The 16421-nt window shown below is 70.3% G+C and carries 13 protein-coding genes; 8 read left to right on the top strand and 5 right to left on the bottom strand.

Annotation, left to right across the window (positions count from 1 at the left end; all coding sequences use genetic code 11):
• Positions 1–2476 (bottom strand): hypothetical protein (locus KIH27_RS22960; protein WP_214092286.1); only part of this gene is annotated, 2476 nt, incomplete at its 3' end.
• 545 nt (positions 2477–3021) lie between these two features.
• On the opposite strand from KIH27_RS22960, the gene rne reads away from it, so the two are divergent.
• The 5 genes from rne (at position 3022) to proB (ending at position 9252) form a co-directional block, all read left to right on the top strand.
• Positions 3022–5880 carry a ribonuclease E gene (gene rne / locus KIH27_RS07315; RefSeq protein WP_372451317.1) on the top strand — a complete coding sequence of 953 codons (2859 nt, stop codon included), beginning with the start codon at positions 3022–3024 and terminating at the stop codon, positions 5878–5880.
• Between the two features lie 152 nt (positions 5881–6032).
• A complete protein-coding gene (gene rplU, locus KIH27_RS07310; protein ID WP_214092284.1) occupies positions 6033–6344 on the top strand; it encodes a 50S ribosomal protein L21 in 312 nt (103 codons plus the stop codon).
• A gap of 14 nt (positions 6345–6358) precedes the next feature.
• Complete coding sequence (rpmA, locus tag KIH27_RS07305) at positions 6359–6619, top strand: 50S ribosomal protein L27 (RefSeq protein ID WP_214092283.1); 261 nt, start codon at positions 6359–6361, stop codon at positions 6617–6619.
• An 84-nt stretch (positions 6620–6703) separates the two neighbouring features.
• Complete coding sequence (gene obgE, locus KIH27_RS07300; protein WP_214092282.1) at positions 6704–8155, top strand: GTPase ObgE; 1452 nt, start codon at positions 6704–6706, stop codon at positions 8153–8155.
• Complete coding sequence (gene proB / locus KIH27_RS07295; protein ID WP_214092281.1) at positions 8152–9252, top strand: glutamate 5-kinase; 1101 nt, start codon at positions 8152–8154, stop codon at positions 9250–9252. Before obgE ends, proB begins: the two co-directional genes overlap by 4 nt.
• An 18-nt stretch (positions 9253–9270) precedes the next feature.
• Here the strand turns inward: proB and KIH27_RS07290 are convergent, their stop codons facing one another.
• From KIH27_RS07290 to KIH27_RS07275, 4 genes are all read right to left on the bottom strand, one after another.
• Positions 9271–9942: a hypothetical protein gene (locus KIH27_RS07290; protein ID WP_214092280.1), complete on the bottom strand. Its 672-nt coding sequence runs from the start codon at positions 9940–9942 to the stop codon at positions 9271–9273.
• A 183-nt stretch (positions 9943–10125) separates the two neighbouring features.
• A complete protein-coding gene (locus tag KIH27_RS07285) occupies positions 10126–11382 on the bottom strand; it encodes an MFS transporter (RefSeq protein ID WP_307856808.1) in 1257 nt (418 codons plus the stop codon).
• 48 nt (positions 11383–11430) lie between these two features.
• The gene (locus tag KIH27_RS07280) at positions 11431–12255 is read right to left on the bottom strand and encodes an SIR2 family NAD-dependent protein deacylase (RefSeq protein WP_214092279.1); all 825 of its coding nucleotides are present in this window, start codon (positions 12253–12255) and stop codon (positions 11431–11433) included.
• 19 nt (positions 12256–12274) lie between these two features.
• Positions 12275–12823, bottom strand: a complete 549-nt coding sequence (locus tag KIH27_RS07275; protein ID WP_214092278.1) for a YbhB/YbcL family Raf kinase inhibitor-like protein — start codon at positions 12821–12823, stop codon at positions 12275–12277.
• An 81-nt stretch (positions 12824–12904) separates the two neighbouring features.
• Between KIH27_RS07275 and KIH27_RS07270 the strand changes: the two genes are divergently transcribed.
• The 3 genes from KIH27_RS07270 to KIH27_RS07260 all read left to right on the top strand — a co-directional run bounded on the left by KIH27_RS07270 (position 12905) and on the right by KIH27_RS07260 (position 16414).
• A complete protein-coding gene (locus KIH27_RS07270; protein ID WP_214092277.1) occupies positions 12905–13345 on the top strand; it encodes a PPOX class F420-dependent oxidoreductase in 441 nt (146 codons plus the stop codon).
• A 54-nt stretch (positions 13346–13399) separates the two neighbouring features.
• Positions 13400–15460 (top strand): NAD(+) synthase, encoded by a 2061-nt coding sequence (locus KIH27_RS07265; RefSeq protein ID WP_214092276.1) that lies wholly within the window; start codon positions 13400–13402, stop codon positions 15458–15460.
• Positions 15461–15523: 63 nt separating this feature from the next.
• On the top strand, positions 15524–16414 hold the full coding sequence (locus tag KIH27_RS07260; protein ID WP_214092275.1) for a hypothetical protein: 891 nt from the start codon (positions 15524–15526) through the stop codon (positions 16412–16414).
• Positions 16415–16421: the final 7 nt, after the last annotated feature.

Here is a 16421-nt window from a genome sequence, read left to right as displayed (position 1 = left end):
TGCCGGCGGCGACGCCGCCCCCGGCCGGTCCGCCAGCGCCGCCGGTGCCGCCCTGGCCGCCGGTGCCGTCGAGGGCGTGGGTGCCGTCGGCGTTGGCGCCGCCGCTGCCGCCCTGGCCGCCGTTGCCGCCGATGCCACCGGTGCCGCCGGCGGTCGTGTTGTCGTATCCGGTGCCGCCCTGGCCGCCGACGCCGCCGGCGCCGGCCACGCCGGCCGTGCCGCTAGCGCCCGCACTACCGTTACCGGCGCCGCCGGTACCGGCCTTCCCGGCGTCGCCGCCAGTGCCGCCGGCACCGCCCTGGCCGCCGGTCGGGCTCGGGGCGGTGCCGGTCGTACCGGTGCCGCCGGTGGCGCCGGTCGCCCCGTCGCCGCCGTTGCCACCCTGGCCGCCGGCACCCTGCACGCCCGCGTTGCCGGACGCCGCCTGATCCGCATTCGCGCCGTTCAGACCGCCGGAACCGGCTGTGCCAGCCGCGCCGCCGGCGCCGCCGGCGCCGCCCGTGCCGCCCTGGCCGCCGTCGCCGCCGTTCGTGCCGTCATCGGTGGTCGGGCTGAACGCGGTGCCGCCGCGTCCGCCCGTGCCGCCGACGCCGCCGGTGCCGCCGCTACCGGCGTTACCGCCGTGCCCGCCAGCACCCACCGTGCCCGATGTAGAGCCGGTGCCTGCCGCGCCGCCGTGACCGCCGGTGCCGCCGTTGCCGCCGACGCCGCCGGCCGCGCCGGTGCCGCCGGTCTGGCCGGTGCCGCCGTTGGGATCGGTTGCGTTGCCGGCCGTACCAGCGCCGCCCGTTGTGCCGGTGGTGGTGGCGTTGGCTCCGGTCGCGCCGTTGCCGCCTTCGCCACCCTGGCCGCCGTTGCCCCCGACACCCTGGAGGCCCGAGCTGCCGCTGTTGCCGGAGGCGGCGACCGGGCCGGTGCCGCCGGCCAGGCCGCCGGTGCCCGCGGCACCCTGCCCACCGCCTACGCCGCCGGCGCCACCAGCGCCGCCAGCCCCGCCGTTGCTGCCGCTGGCGCCCGCCGCGGTCGCATCGAATCCGTTGCCGCCGGTGCCGCCGTTGCCGCCGGTGCCGCCCATCCCGCCGTCACCCGCGTTGCCGCCGACACCGCCGGCGCCCACCTGGCCGGCCGCGGAGCCGCTGCCGGCTGCCCCGCCGTTGCCGCCGGTGCCGCCGTTGCCGCCGGCACCGCCCTGGAAGCCGGCGGTACCGGCGCCGCCGCTGGTGCCGTTCACGGTGCTCGAGGTGCCGGCCGTCCCGGATCCGCCGGCCGTCCCGGACTCGCCGGTGGCGCCCGTCGCGCCGTTGCCGCCGGCGCCACCCTGACCGCCGTTGCCGCCGACACCTTGGATGCCTGCGCTGCCGCCGGTTCCGGCACCGCCGAGGAAGCCGGCTTTGCCGGCCGCGCCGGCGGCGCCACCCTGGCCACCGTTCCCGCCCGTCCCGCCGGCACTGCCGTTACCGCCGTTGGCGCCCGCGGTGGCCGCGCCGAGCCCGGCGGCACCGGCGCCACCGGTACCGCCGGTACCGCCCTCGCCGCCGTACCCGCCGTCACCGGCCTTGCCGAACAGGAAACCGCCGGTGCCGCCGTTGCCGCCGGCGCCACCCTCGGTGCCGGTGCCTCCGGTCCCACCGGCAGCGCCCACAGTGGTGGCGTCGGTGCCGGTGACGCCTTGGAAGCCCTCGCCGCCGCCGCCGCCTTGGCCGCCGGTGCCGAAGAACAGGCCACCGGCGCCACCGTCGCCGCCGGCGCCGCCGTCGACACCCGCCGCGGTCGAGGCGCCGCCCTGGCCGCCTTCGCCGCCGGTGCCGAAGAGCAGGCCGCCGGCGCCGCCGTCGCCGCCGGCGCCGCCGTCGACACCGGCGCCACCGGTACCGCCGCCACCGAACAGACCGCCATAACCGCCGTCGCCGCCGTCGCCGCCGTCGACGCCTGCGACCCCGATCGCGCCGGTGGCGCCGTCGCCGAACAGGTAGCCGCCGTCACTGAAGCTGCCGAACAGACTCGGATCCAGTGATCCGAAGATCGAGTCGTTGATGCCCTCGTACACCGATCCGGTGGCGCCGACGGTGTCACCGATCTGGATGCCGTCGCCGATCAGGTCGCGGCCGAACAAGGCAGCGGTCGGGTAGTTGATGACGTTCAGGATCTCGGTCAGCAGATCCGTCGACTGGGCCGACCCGGCAACAGCCCCCCGGTCCGTCGAGTCGCCCAGGTTCGACAGCATCGCGTCCCAGGCCGCCGGCGACAGCAGCGCGTCGGGGTCGAACGTGGTCGTCCCGGGGTCCATGAACGGCGCCAGGATCTGGTCGAAGATCGCGTCCAGACCCGTGTCGTCAGCGTGGGCCGCCGGACCGGCCAGCGGTGTCAACCCGAATGTGAGGAACGCCGCCGCAGTGGTGCCCAACCCGGCGGTTCGGCGTCGGACCCGCGCCCGACGTGCGGTCCGGGACTGGTTACCGTTTCGTTGACGAGCCATTGTCGGCCTTCTTCCCAACGCGTTCACCGAGGAACTGCCGGAACCCCCTTGAGCGTCACGCTATGAACGCAGTGTGACGTAGACAACAGAAAATGTGTGTTTCACAGGAGTCTGTAGGAATTTCCGCAGCTAGCGGTGATCTGTTGCCGGGTGCGCGGCCTGCTGCGGTGAGCAGTTGTAGCCCTCGCTGTGGAGGCCGGACGCGGGCGGTTGTTTCACGCGCCACGTCATCGCTGACGGCACCGCTCACCAGTGGCTTCTCGCCTTTCGATCGACCGACTCCACTTGTGTGGGATACTGGCGAGCGGGTGAACGTCGCCGGACCGGTGGCCGACACCCGAATGAAGACTTAGGCGAGTGCGACGGTTGCGTTGTGTGATGCGGCGCCAATCGCCCGGTCCTCGTTCAGCCAGGCACCGAGTCGGTTCACCCGAGCCCCTCGGAGCGAGACCACCACAAGCCCGGGGACAGTGAGCCGGGCGAATAACGAGAAGCCCTCGCGTGGCCGCGTCGATATGACGCGCCCGGGGGCTGAGGAGACTTACGTGACAGATGATGGCACCTTTACAGATGTATCCGCGGCGCAAGCCCCGCACGAGGAGTTACCGGAGCGCCTGCGCGTTCACTCCCTCGCGCGAGTGCTGGGCACCACCAGCAAGCGGGTGCTCGACGCTCTGATCGAGCTGGACGGTCGCACCCGCAGCGCGCATTCCAGCGTGGACCGCGGCGATGCCGTCCGGGTGCGCGACCTGCTGGGTTCGGCCCCCGAACCGGCTGCTGAGCCGGCCGCGCCGGCCGACGAGCCGATCGACACCCCGATCTTCGGCGAGCCCGAGTCGCGGCTGCTGCTGGAGACCGCCCCGGAGGCGGCCACCGCCGCACCGGCCGACTACATGCCGCTGTTCGTCGCACCGGTCGCGTTCGAGGCACCCCGTGCGGCAGACCGCCGGTCGGCAGGCGAAGGCTCCGATGAGGACTCGGCCTCGGACGACGACGCCGACGACACCGACGAGAACGACGACGGCGAGGACCGGCCGGCCAACCGGCGTCGGCGCCGCGGACGTCGCGGCCGAGGCCGTGGCCGCGGATCCGACGGCTCGCCCGCCGACGACGGCGACGAGTCCGACGACGAAGCCACGAACGAGGACGGCGCGGCGGAGGCCGACGAAACCGGGGCCGCCGACGACGAGGCCGGCGAGGCTGACGGGGACGCGGGCTCGGCCGATGAGGCCGGCAACCGGCGCCGTCGCCGGCGCCGGCGGCGCAAGTCGGGTACCGGTGATGGCGACGACGAGGACACCACGTCGTCTGATGACCCGCCCAACACCGTCGTGCACGAACGGGCACCGCGTGCCAAGGGCCGGTCGCCCAAGGCGGACAAGGGCTCCGACGACGAGATTCAGGGCATCAACGGGTCGACCCGGCTGGAGGCCAAACGGCAGCGCCGCCGTGATGGACGTGACGCGGGTCGCCGCCGGCCGCCGATCCTCAGCGAGGCCGAATTCCTGGCTCGCCGCGAGGCCGTTGAGCGCCGCATGGTGGTGCGTGACCGGGTCCGTACCGAGCCGCCGCACCAGGGCGCCCGCTACACCCAGATCGCGGTGCTGGAGGACGGCGTCGTCGTCGAACACTTCGTCACCTCCGCTGCCTCCACCTCGCTGGTCGGCAACGTCTACCTGGGCATCGTGCAGAACGTGCTGCCGTCGATGGAGGCGGCGTTCGTCGACATCGGCCGCGGCCGCAACGGCGTGCTGTACGCCGGTGAGGTGAACTGGGAGGCTGCCGGGCTGGGCGGCCAGAACCGCAAGATCGAGCAGGCGCTCAAGCCCGGCGACTACGTCGTCGTGCAGGTCAGCAAGGATCCGATCGGCCACAAGGGCGCCCGGCTCACCACGCAGGTTTCGCTGGCCGGCCGCTACCTGGTCTATGTGCCCGGTGCGTCGTCGACCGGGATCAGCCGCAAACTGCCCGACACCGAGCGGCAGCGGCTCAAGGAGATCCTGCGGGAGGTGGTGCCGTCCGACGCGGGCGTCATCATCCGCACCGCCTCCGAAGGCGTCAAGGAAGAGGACATCCGCGCCGACGTGGCCCGGCTGCAGCAGCGCTGGACCGAGATCGAGGCCACCGCCGCGGAGACCAAGGGCAAAGCCTCCGGTGCGGCGGTGGCGCTCTACGAAGAGCCCGACGTGCTGGTGAAAGTCATCCGCGACCTGTTCAACGAGGACTTCTCCGAACTGGTGGTGTCCGGTGACGACGCCTGGGAGACCATCAACGACTACGTCGGCTCGGTCGCGCCCGAACTGGTGTCCAAGCTGACCCGCTACCAGGCGGCGACCGGCCCGGACGGGCAGGACGGCCCCGACGTGTTCGCGGTGCACCGCATCGACGAGCAGCTGGCCAAGGCAATGGACCGCAAGGTCTGGCTGCCCTCCGGCGGCACCCTGGTGATCGACCGGACCGAGGCCATGACCGTGGTCGACGTCAACACCGGCAAGTTCACCGGCTCCGGCGGGAACCTGGAGGAGACCGTCACCCGGAACAACCTGGAGGCGGCCGAGGAGACCGTGCGCCAACTCCGGCTGCGCGACATCGGCGGCATCATCGTCATCGACTTCATCGACATGGTGCTGGAGTCCAACCGGGATCTGGTGCTGCGCCGGCTCACCGAGGCGCTGGGCCGGGATCGCACCCGCCATCAGGTCTCGGAGGTGACGTCGCTGGGGCTGGTGCAGTTGACCCGCAAGCGGCTGGGCACCGGGCTGATCGAGGCGTTCTCGACGAACTGTCAGCACTGCGCCGGCCGCGGCATCGTGCTGCACGCCGACCCGGTCGACTCGGCGGCCCCGGGCCGCAAGCCGGAGTCGGGCGGCAGTCGTCGCAGTAAGCGCGCCAAGAAGGCGAAGGTCGACGAGCCGGCCGTGGTCAAGGTGCCGGTGCACACCCCCGGCGACCACCCGATGTTCAAGGCGATGGCGGCAGCCAACGGCCATGAGGATGAGGAGTCCGGCGAGGTCGCCGAGGAAGCGGCTGACGAGACCACCGGCTCGGTGACCGGCGAGGCCGTTGAGGAGTTGGTGTCGACGGGGCCGGGCGCTGAGGACCTCAACGACTCCGAGGACGAATTCGACGACTCCGAGGATTCCGACGACGAGGACTCGGACGACGAGGACGTTGAGGTCGAGGTCGACCTCGATGACGAGGGCGACGACGAGGACCTCGACTCCGACGACGAGGACGACCTGGACTCCGACGACGACGAGGACGACGAGGACGACGACGAGGACGACCTCGACGTGCTGGACTCCGAGGACGACACCCCCGTGCAGGTTCACCAGGTGGTGACCGCCCCCGCTCGGCCGCCACGGCGCCGTGCGGCGGCCCGACCGGCCGGACCACCGGCGTGACCAGGAAGATGGGGCCGGTTTGACCCCTTCATGGCTGGTCAAGTACCCTTGACCAGTTGCCGCCAGGCCCCTGAGGCCGGCGCATCCCCAGACCACCGCACGCGCCTTGTGGACGCGCGCGTGTGCCGAACGAAGCAGAGGTAGACGCAACGATGGCGACGTACGCAATCGTCAAGACCGGCGGCAAGCAGTACAAGGTCGCCGTCGGCGACATCGTCAAGGTCGAGAAGCTGGAGTCCGAGGCCGGTCAGTCGGTGCAGCTGCCGGTGGCGCTGGTCGTCGACGGTGCCACCGTCACCACCGACGCCGCGGCGCTGGCGAAGGTCGCGGTCACCGCCGAGGTGCTCGAGCACACCAAGGGCCCGAAGATCCGCATCCACAAGTTCAAGAACAAGACCGGCTACCACAAGCGGCAGGGTCACCGTCAGCGGCTGACCGTCGTCAAGGTCACCGGAATCAAGTAGCGGGAGGTAGCGAGATGGCACACAAGAAGGGCGCTTCCAGCTCACGTAACGGGCGCGACTCCAACGCCCAGCGACTCGGCGTCAAGCGATTCGGCGGTCAGGTCGTCAAGGCCGGCGAGATCCTGGTGCGGCAGCGCGGCACCCACTTCCACCCCGGCGTGAACGTCGGTCGTGGTGGGGACGACACCCTGTTCGCCACCGCGCCGGGTTCGGTCGAGTTCGGCCTCAAGCGCGGCCGCAAGACCATCAACATCGTTCCGGTCGCCCGCGGCTGAGCGCCGCGAGTGTGGCGCAGCGGCGGAGGATAACTCGCAACGCCGCGGACTGTTCACGCTCGGCGTCGGATAGGTAGTCAGGTCATGTCCCGGTTCGTCGACCGCGTCGTCATCCATGTGCGCGCCGGCGACGGCGGCAACGGCTGCGCGTCGGTGCACAGGGAGAAGTTCAAGCCACTCGGCGGGCCCGACGGCGGCAACGGCGGCCGGGGCGGCAGCGTCGTCCTGGTGGTCGATCCCCAGGTGCACACGCTGCTGGACTTCCACTTTCGGCCGCACATCGCCGCGACGTCCGGCAAGCAGGGGCAGGGCAGCAACAAGGAGGGCGCCGCCGGCGCCGACCTGGAGATCAAGGTTCCCGACGGCACGGTGGTGCTCGACGAGCACGGGCGACTGTTGGCCGACCTCGTCGGCGCGGGTGCCCGGTTCGACGCCGCCGCCGGCGGTCGTGGCGGACTGGGCAACGCCGCCCTGGTGTCGCGGGCCCGCAAGGCCCCCGGCTTCGCGCTGCTCGGCGAGAAGGGCGAAGCCCGCGACCTCACCCTGGAACTCAAGACGGTCGCCGACGTCGGCCTGGTCGGCTTCCCGTCGGCCGGGAAATCCTCACTGGTGTCGGTGATTTCGGCGGCCAAACCGAAGATCGCCGATTATCCGTTCACCACGCTGGCGCCCAATCTGGGGGTGGTCTCCGCCGGTGACCAGACCTACACCGTCGCCGATGTTCCCGGTCTGATCCCCGGTGCCTCGGCCGGCCGCGGACTGGGTCTGGACTTCCTGCGGCACATCGAACGCTGCGCGGTGCTGGTGCACGTGGTGGATTGCGCCACCATGGAGCCGGGCCGCGATCCGATCTCCGACATCGACGCGCTGGAAGCCGAACTGGCCGCGTATACGCCCACCCTGCAAGGGGACTCGACGCTGGGCGACCTGGCCGAGCGGCCACGCGCGGTGGTGCTCAACAAGATCGACGTGCCCGACGCGCGGGAAATGGCCGAGTTCATCTCCGAGGAGGTGGCAGCCCGCGGCTGGCCGGTGTTCAGCGTGTCCACCGCCAGCCGGGAAGGCTTGCGGCCGTTGATGTTCGCGCTGGCTGAGATGGTCGCCGCGTACCGTGCGGCGCAGCCGGAGCCGGTGGCGCGCCGGCCGGTGATCCGGCCGATCCCGACGCGGGGCCAGACCGGCTTCACCGTCGAGTCCGACGGAGACGGCGGCTTCATCGTCCACGGCGAGCAACCTGAGCGCTGGATCAACCAGACCAACTTCGACAACGACGAGGCCGTCGGCTACCTCGGTGACCGACTGGCCCGACTCGGCGTCGAGGACGCGCTGCTGCGGCAGGGCGCCAAACCCGGTTGCGCGGTGACCATCGGGGAGATGACGTTCGACTGGGAGCCGGCGACGCTGGCCGGTGACGCCGCCGAGGCGTTCGGGTCACGGCGCGGCACCGACGCCCGGGTGGATCAGACCGACCGGATCGGTGCGGCGGAGCGCAAGGCGGCGCGCAAACAGCGCCGGGAACACACGGACGACTCGTGAGCGGCGCCCGCGAAGCCGTCCGCAGCGCGCGCAGCGTCGTCGTGAAGGTCGGCACCACCGCGCTGACCACCGAGACCGGCATGTTCGACGAGAGTCGGCTGGCGGGTTTGGTCGAGGCGATCGAGGGTCGGATGAAAGCCGGCTCCGACGTGGTGATCGTGTCCTCCGGCGCCATCGCGGCCGGCCTGAAACCCCTCGGATTAACCAGGCGCCCAACTGATCTGGCAACCAAGCAGGCGGCAGCCAGCGTCGGGCAGGTGGCGTTGGTGAACTCGTGGAGCGCGGCGTTCGCCCGCTTCGGCCGCACCGTCGGGCAGGTGCTGCTCACCGCACACGACTTCTCCATGCGGGCGTCGCACACCAACGCCCAGCGCACCCTGGACCGGTTGCGGGCGCTGCACGCCGTGGCCATCGTCAACGAGAACGACACGATCGCCACCAACGAGATCCGGTTCGGTGACAACGACCGGCTCTCGGCGCTGGTGGCACACCTGGTCGGCGCCGACGCACTGGTGCTGCTCTCCGACATCGACGGCCTCTACGACGCCGACCCGCGCAAAGGCCAAGCCAACCTGGTCCCCGAGGTCTCCGGGCCGGCGGACCTCAGCGGTGTGGTGGCCGGTGAGGGAAGCCACCTGGGTACCGGCGGCATGGTCTCGAAGCTGTCGTCGGCGCTGCTGGCGGCCGACGCCGGGGTGCCGGTGCTGCTGGCAGCGGCCACCGACGCGGCCACGGCGCTCTCCGACGCCTCGGTGGGTACGGTGTTCGCGCCGCGCGCCGAACGGATGTCGGCACGGCGATTCTGGGTGCGTCACGCCGCGGATGCAGCCGGCACACTGACTCTGGACGCCGGGGCGGTGCGGGCGGTGCTGGCCGAACGGCGCTCGCTGCTGGCCGCCGGCGTCACCGCAGTCGCCGGCCAGTTCTCCGGCGGTGACGTGGTCGAACTGTGCGGGCCGGATGCCGCGGTGGTCGCTCGCGGTGTGGTTGCCTACGACGCCACCGAGCTCGCAACGATGATCGGCCGATCCACCGCCGACCTGCCCCCGGACGCCCGCCGGCCGGTGGTGCACGCCGACGACCTCGTCGCGGTGTAGCCGACCGGATCCGAACCGCTACAGGCTCGGGTTGAGGCCTGCCAGTTCTGCCAGCAGCTGCGCGAACCCGTCATCGGAGCCCGCTTCCGCAGCGCCCGCGCCGGCGTCGGCGACAGGGAATTCGAAGAGGGTTATCGGCGGCAGACCGTTTACGCCGATGATGTCTTTCACGCCCGCCGAGTCGCTGAGGAAGGTGTTGCCGAACGTCGAGAACACGGTGAAGGAGTCTACGAACCCGGCTTTCGGATCGTCCAGGGAGTAATTCGTGAACAGCGGCGCCGCCACGACTCCGCCGACCGCGGGGATGATCGGGAACACGATCGCGGTGTCCGCAACGGTTCCGACGTGTGGAAGGTCCGAACCGTCGAGAACGGCGGTGACCTCTTGGTGCAGGTTGCTGCCGAGGATCGGGAGGGTGAAACCCGTTTGGTGGACGGTGTACCACTCATCGGACAGGGCGCCGGTGGCGGGGTTGGACTCGTGGAAGTACGTCACATCGCCGTCGTTGTAGTTGGGAACCGCGTCCAGATCCGGGTGACCCGGAAGGCTCGCCGTAACGTAGTACGGCTTGGCATCCGTCGATGCGCCATACAGCCAGGCGGCGTCGATGGCGTCCGCGGAGGAGACCGCGCTGGCGGCGACCGCAGCACCCAGTGCGACTCCCAGGCCGGCTCCCACCAGAGCGACCATCCGACGACGAAGCATTGCTGACCCCCAGAATTATTTATAACCCGTCAAATTGCTGAGAAAAATACAGTAGTTCGAAAGATGTTGTCAAGCAGGCCCGTTCGTGCGCAGCATCTTCCCGCGACCGTGCATAGTTGACCACCCCCACCTGCGGGTTTGCCGGTGAGTTGGGCACGCTCGCGGAGGCTAATCGCCGGGTTGGCGCACGCTCACGTTCAGGTCCGTGCCGAACCGGATTCCGGTGGCGTCCTTGCCCACTGCGGTCAGCAGCGCCACGGCGATCAGCACCGGCACGATCGTCACTGTCAGCGCGAACGGGTAGCCGTGCGTGGCGGCCAGGTGCTCCTGGATCGGCAGGTTGAACGCGGCGAACAGGTTGCCCAACTGGTAGGTCACCCCGGGGTAGAAGCCGCGGATCGCGTCGGGGGACATCTCGGTCAGATGCGCCGGGATCACCCCCCAGGCGCCCTGCACGGCGAACAGCATCAGGAACGAGCCCAGGCACAGCCAGGCCGCGGACTGCGAGTAGGCGAACAGCGGCACGATCGGCAGGCCCATCACCGCGCACCAGATGATCGCGTAACGGCGTCCCCAGCGCTGCGACAGCGTGCCGAAGATCAGCCCGCCGATGATGCCGCCGATGTTGTAGACCACCGCGATCCACTTGGCGGTGACATGGGATAACCCTGCACCGTCATGCGATGTCAGGAACGTCGGGTAGATGTCCTGGGTGCCGTGGCTCATCCAGTTGAACGCCGTCATCAGCAGCACCAGGTACACGAAGCGGCGGATCACCTTGCCGTCGGTGAACACATCCCGAATCCTGGTGCTGGTCAAGCGCATCCGGTTCTGGGTGGCCTGCCACACCTCGGACTCCGAGACCCGGTAGCGAATGATCAGGCTGACCATCGCCGGCAGGATGGACAGCCCGAACAGCCAGCGCCAGGACAGCCCGAGCGCATCGGTCACCAGCAACGACGCCAGGGTGGCCGCCAGGTACCCGAACAGGTAGCCCTCCTGCAGCAGGCCGGAGAAGAAGCCGCGTCGCTCGGGCGGGATCTTCTCCATCGCCAGCGCGGCGCCCAGTCCCCATTCGCCGCCCATGCCGATGCCGTACAGCAGGCGCAGGATCACCAGCACGGTGAAGTTCGGGGCGAACGCGCACAAGAACCCGACCACCGAATAGAAGATGACGTCCACCATCAGCGGCACCCGCCGGCCGACCCGGTCGGCCCACAGCCCGAACAGCAGTGCCCCGATCGGGCGCATCGCCAGGGTGGCGGTGGTCAGGAATGCCACCTCGGTCTTGGTGTGGCCGAAGGTCTTGGCGATGTCGGCGTAGACGAACACCACGATGAAATAGTCGAACGCGTCCATCGCCCAGCCCAGGAAGGCCGCCAGGAAGGCGTTGCGTTGATCGGCGTCGAGACGCTGTCTGGTCACCGGAGCATCTTGCCGGATTTCGGCGCGATAATGTGCGCTCAGCGGCGATTACCGCGCCGAAATCGTGGAGCTGAGCAACGTCAGGATGGGGGAGCAGCCGCCGTCGACCTTGACCGTGGCCAGGTCATCGCCACGGGTGGCGCCGCGGTTGACGATCGCGACCGGAATGCCGGCCGCCGCGGCGTGCCGCACGAACCGGTACCCGGAGAACACCGTCAGCGACGACCCCGCCACCAGCAGCGCATCGGCTCCGTCGACCAGCGAATACGCTTGCGCCACACGATCCTTCGGGACGCTCTCGCCGAAGTACACGATGTCCGGTTTGAGGATGCCACCGCAGTCAGCACAGTCGACGTAGCGGAACGACGCGGTGTCGGCGACGACGGCGTCGGCGTCCGGCGCCACCGCGATCCCGCCGACCGCCTCGCTGCGTTCGGCGAACCCGGGGTTGAGCGACTCAAGGATCTCGGCCAGGGCCGCGCGACTCATGGTGTCCCCGCAGGACAGGCAGGTCACCCGTGCGTAGCTGCCGTGCAGGTCGACGATGGTGCGACTGCCGGCCTTGGTGTGCAGCAGATCCACGTTCTGGGTGATCACCCCGCACACCACACCCGCGTCCTCCAGCGCCGCCAGCGCCCGATGCCCGGCGTTGGGTGCGGTGGCCGCCATCTGCCGCCAGCCGATGTGGTTGCGGGCCCAGTACCGCTGCCGGAACACCGGATCGCCGGTGAACTGGCCGATCGTCATCGGGTTGGCCGGTGGTGAGTCGGGGCCGCGGTAGTCGGGGATCCCCGAATCGGTCGAAAGCCCCGCACCGGTCAGCACCGCCACCCGTCGCCCGGCCAACAGGGCGATCAGTTCCGGTGCATCCACGGTTTCGAGGGTAAGCCGATCAGGGCTGTTCGTACGTTCCGGTCAGGGCGCCGCGGGCCAGCACGTGGCCGGCCATCGCGAGCAGCAACTGCCTGGAGGTCTGGACGCGGTCGGTGATCGGCGCGTCGACGGCGAACAAAAGGAACCGGTAGTGGTGCGGTCCGTGCCCCGGGATCGGGCGCGGCCCGGCGTAGCCACGGTGGCCCAAGCTGCCCCGGAGGAAACGCAGTCCTGCGGTGCCGGGCTGCATCGCACCGGCTGCCAGTGCGTCCACCGTCGGATCGAGTACGGCCACGGTGTGCAGCAGCGGCCGGGGCAGTGGGACGTCGACGTCGTCGATGATCAGCACCAGTTGCCGCGTCTGCGCCGGCACACCATCCCAGCGCAGGGGTGGTGAAATGTCGTCGCCGACACCCTTGCCCGCGCACGACGTCGGCATCGCGGCGCCGTCGGTGAACGCGGAACTGGTGACGGTGATGATCCCGGGTGCGTCGAATCCGGAACCGGCGAACGGGCTGCGATGTGCCCCGGCCCGCACCCGACGCAGCATCCGGCCCAGCAGGGTCATGCGATCGCACTCCTCGGATACCGCGAGATACCGGCGTAGGGTCGCGCCATGGCACGCACTTCGAAATCGCGGGTGACGGCCATGACCCACGTACTTTACGACCGGATGCGGGACCGGGCGGCCTGGAGTGTCGCCGACGCGGAAACGACCGCCGGATTCGGCTTGCTGGCCGGCAAGTACGCCCTGCTGATCAGCTACCGCAGAACCGGGGAGGGCGTGCCGTCGCCGGTGTGGTTCGGCCGTGACGAACGCGACCGGGTGTACTTCACCACCGGCGGGGCGGCCGCCAAGGTCAAGCGGATCCGCAACAACCCGCGGGTGCGGCTCGCCCCGTGCGACCTGCGCGGCAAGCCGACGGGGCCGCCCGCCGTCGGCATCGCACGCATCCTGGCGCCGGAGGAGTCCGAGTACGCCGAACAGGTGATCGCCGCCAACTACGGTCTCGGGCGACGCGCCTACCTGGGTGCCGGGCGGATGCTCACCGAGGACACCGTCTACGTCGAGGTCACGCCGACACCGTAGCGGCGTGGCATCGTCACCCGAATGTGATCGGTGACCGTGGACAATGGGAGGGCTATGACTCCGTCGACCCCGGCCCGAGATTTCTCCAACGCCTACCGGCACGGCTTCGCCCGGGTGGCGGCCTGCACGCATCCCACGACGCTGGCCGACCCGGCCGCCAACGCCGCGTCGGTGCTGCGGGTGGCCCGGACCTGCCACGACGACGGTGTCGCGCTGGCGGTCTTCCCCGAACTGACCCTGTCCGGGTACTCCATCGAGGACATCCTGCTGCAGGACACCCTGCTGGCGGCGGTCGAGGTGGCCCTGCTCGACGTGGTGGCGGCATCGGCGGATCTGCTGCCGGTGCTGGTGGTCGGTGCGCCACTGCGCTACGGCCACCGGGTGTACAACACCGCCGTCGTCATCCACCGCGGACGCATCCTCGGGGTGGTCCCCAAGTCGTATCTGCCCACCTACCGGGAGTTCTACGAGAGCCGCCAGATGGCTGCCGGCGCCGACGAGCGCGGCACGATCCTGGTCGGCGGTGCCGATGTGCCGTTCGGCCCGGACCTGTTGTTCGCCGCGACGGACCTGCCCGGCTTCACGGTGCACGTGGAGATCTGCGAGGACATGTTCCTGCCGATCCCGCCGAGTGCGACGGCCGCGCTGGCCGGGGCGACCGTGCTGGCCAACCTGTCCGGCAGCCCGATCACCATCGGGCGTGCCGAGGATCGGGAACTGCTGGCCCGCTCCACCTCGTCACGCTGCCTGGCCGCCTACGTCTACGCCGCGGCCGGGGAGGGGGAGTCGACCACCGACCTGGCCTGGGACGGCCAGACGATGATCTGGGAGAACGGCGCCCTGCTGGCCCGCAGCGACCGGTTCCCGCGCGGCGAGCGGCGCTCGGTCGCCGACGTCGACCTCGGCGTGCTGCGCTCAGAACGGTTGCGGGTGGGCACCTTTGACGACAACCGGCGGCAGCATCGGGCGGCGGTGGAGCAGTTCCGGCGGATCGAGTTCACCCTGAACCCGCCGACCGGGGACATCGGCCTGCGCCGCAACGTCGAACGGTTCCCGTTCGTGCCATCGAATCCGGCCCGGCTGCAACAGGATTGCTACGAGGCCTACAACATCCAGGTGTCCGGCCTGGAGCAGCGACTGCGGGCGCTGGGTCACCCCAAGGTGGTGATCGGCGTCTCCGGGGGACTGGATTCCACCCATGCACTGATCGTCGCCGCGCGGGCGATGGACCGGCAGGACCGCCCGCGCAGCGACATTCTGGCGTTCACCATGCCGGGCTTCGCCACCGGTGACCACACCAAAGCCAATGCGACGGCGCTGAGTCAGGCACTGGGGGTGACGTTCGCCGAGATCGACATCCGCGACACCGCCAACACCATGCTGACCACGATGGGGCATCCGTTCGCCCGCGGCGAAGCCGTCTACGACGTCACGTTCGAGAACGTGCAGGCCGGCCTGCGCACCGATTACCTGTTCCGGCTGGCCAACCAGCGCGGTGGGATCGTGCTGGGCACCGGCGACCTGTCCGAACTGGCGCTGGGCTGGTCCACCTACGGGGTGGGCGATCAGATGTCGCACTACAACGTCAACGGCGGTGTGCCGAAAACCCTGATCCAGCACCTGATCCGCTGGGTGATCGGCTCGGGGGAGTTCGGCACCGAGGTCTGCCAGGTGCTGGCGTCGGTGCTGGCCACCGAGATCAGTCCGGAACTGGTGCCGGTCGGAGCCGACGAGCAGCCGCAGAGCAGCGAGGCCAAGGTCGGTCCGTATGCGCTGCAGGACTTCTCACTGTTCTACGTGCTGCGCTACGGGTTCACCCCGGCCAAGATCGCGTTCCTGGCCCAGCACGCGTGGAGCGACGCCGACCGCGGTAGCTGGCCGGCGGGCTACCCCGCCGCCGAACGCCGCGCCTACCCGCTGGCGGAGATCCGCAGCTGGCTGAAAGTGTTTGCCGCCCGGTTCTATTCGTTCAGCCAGTTCAAACGCTCCGCCCTGCCCAACGGCCCCAAGGTGTCCGCAGGCGGTGCGCTGTCACCGCGCGGTGACTGGCGGGCGCCGTCGGACATGTCGGCGAAGATCTGGCTCGACGAGATCGAGCGCGAGATTCCGGAATAGCAAACCGTGGCCAGACGCAGTGCAACCAGGGTGTTGTTCGTCCCGCTAGTGGCGATCCTGACCGTGACCGGGTGTATGGCCCCGGATCGCAGTGAGCAGGCCCGTCAGTTGGAGGCGGTGCTCACCGGCCTGCCGGGGGTCGGCGACGTGAAGGTCAGCTACGTCAACGATTTCGAGAACGGCGCCGAGATCGGGGCGAAGGTCGACCTGGAGCATGCCGATCCGGCGCAGATCGCTGCGGCGGTGGAGCGGATCAACGCGGTGCGCAAGCACGACTTCGATCGGTACCGGCAGTCGGCATCGTTCCTGGTTGCTCAATCGGCGACGGTGCAACGCGGCGCGGTGCTCGACCCGGATCAGATCGCCGGTGACGCACGGCTGCTGCGCGACCTGCGAACGCGGATCCCGGACGGCTACCTGGAGTGGCGGCGTGACGACCGCGGCTCGCGGCTGGAGATCCGGGGACTGACCGAGACCACCCTGGCACTGGACGCCGCGGTGGCCGTCCTCAGCGGCGACCCGGTGACGACCGTCTACATCCGATCCGGCGATCCGACGCACGCGCCCATCTGGGAGGTGGTGCCGCCGCTGAACGCCGAACCGCTGACTGCCGTCCGGCAACTGCTGGCCCGGTTGCCGCTGCGGGTCTATTACGTCACCGTCGACGGCGGCCGCATCACCGAACTGGGTGTTTCCATCGTTGACCGCAACACCGCCGCCACCGATCTGGAGTCGGTGGTGCGCACGCTGGCACCGTCGAAGGACCGGCCGGTGACACTGGAGTGGGTCGAACACGGAGCCGACAGCCGCCGCCAGTTCAGGGGATCCCTGAACCTTCCCGGCTGCCCGCAGGACCCCGCGGCAGGCCAGCCGCGATACGCCGACGATCGCCTCGACCCGCAGGCGGTCGACCTACAGCGTCAACTTGAACAGCGCTTCGCCGACTGCGGCTGACGGTACC

Origin of the sequence: Mycolicibacter acidiphilus (assembly GCF_018455725.1) — a bacterium.
Classification (GTDB): domain Bacteria; phylum Actinomycetota; class Actinomycetes; order Mycobacteriales; family Mycobacteriaceae; genus Mycobacterium; species Mycobacterium acidiphilum.
This window is presented reverse-complemented; position numbering and strand designations above follow the sequence as displayed.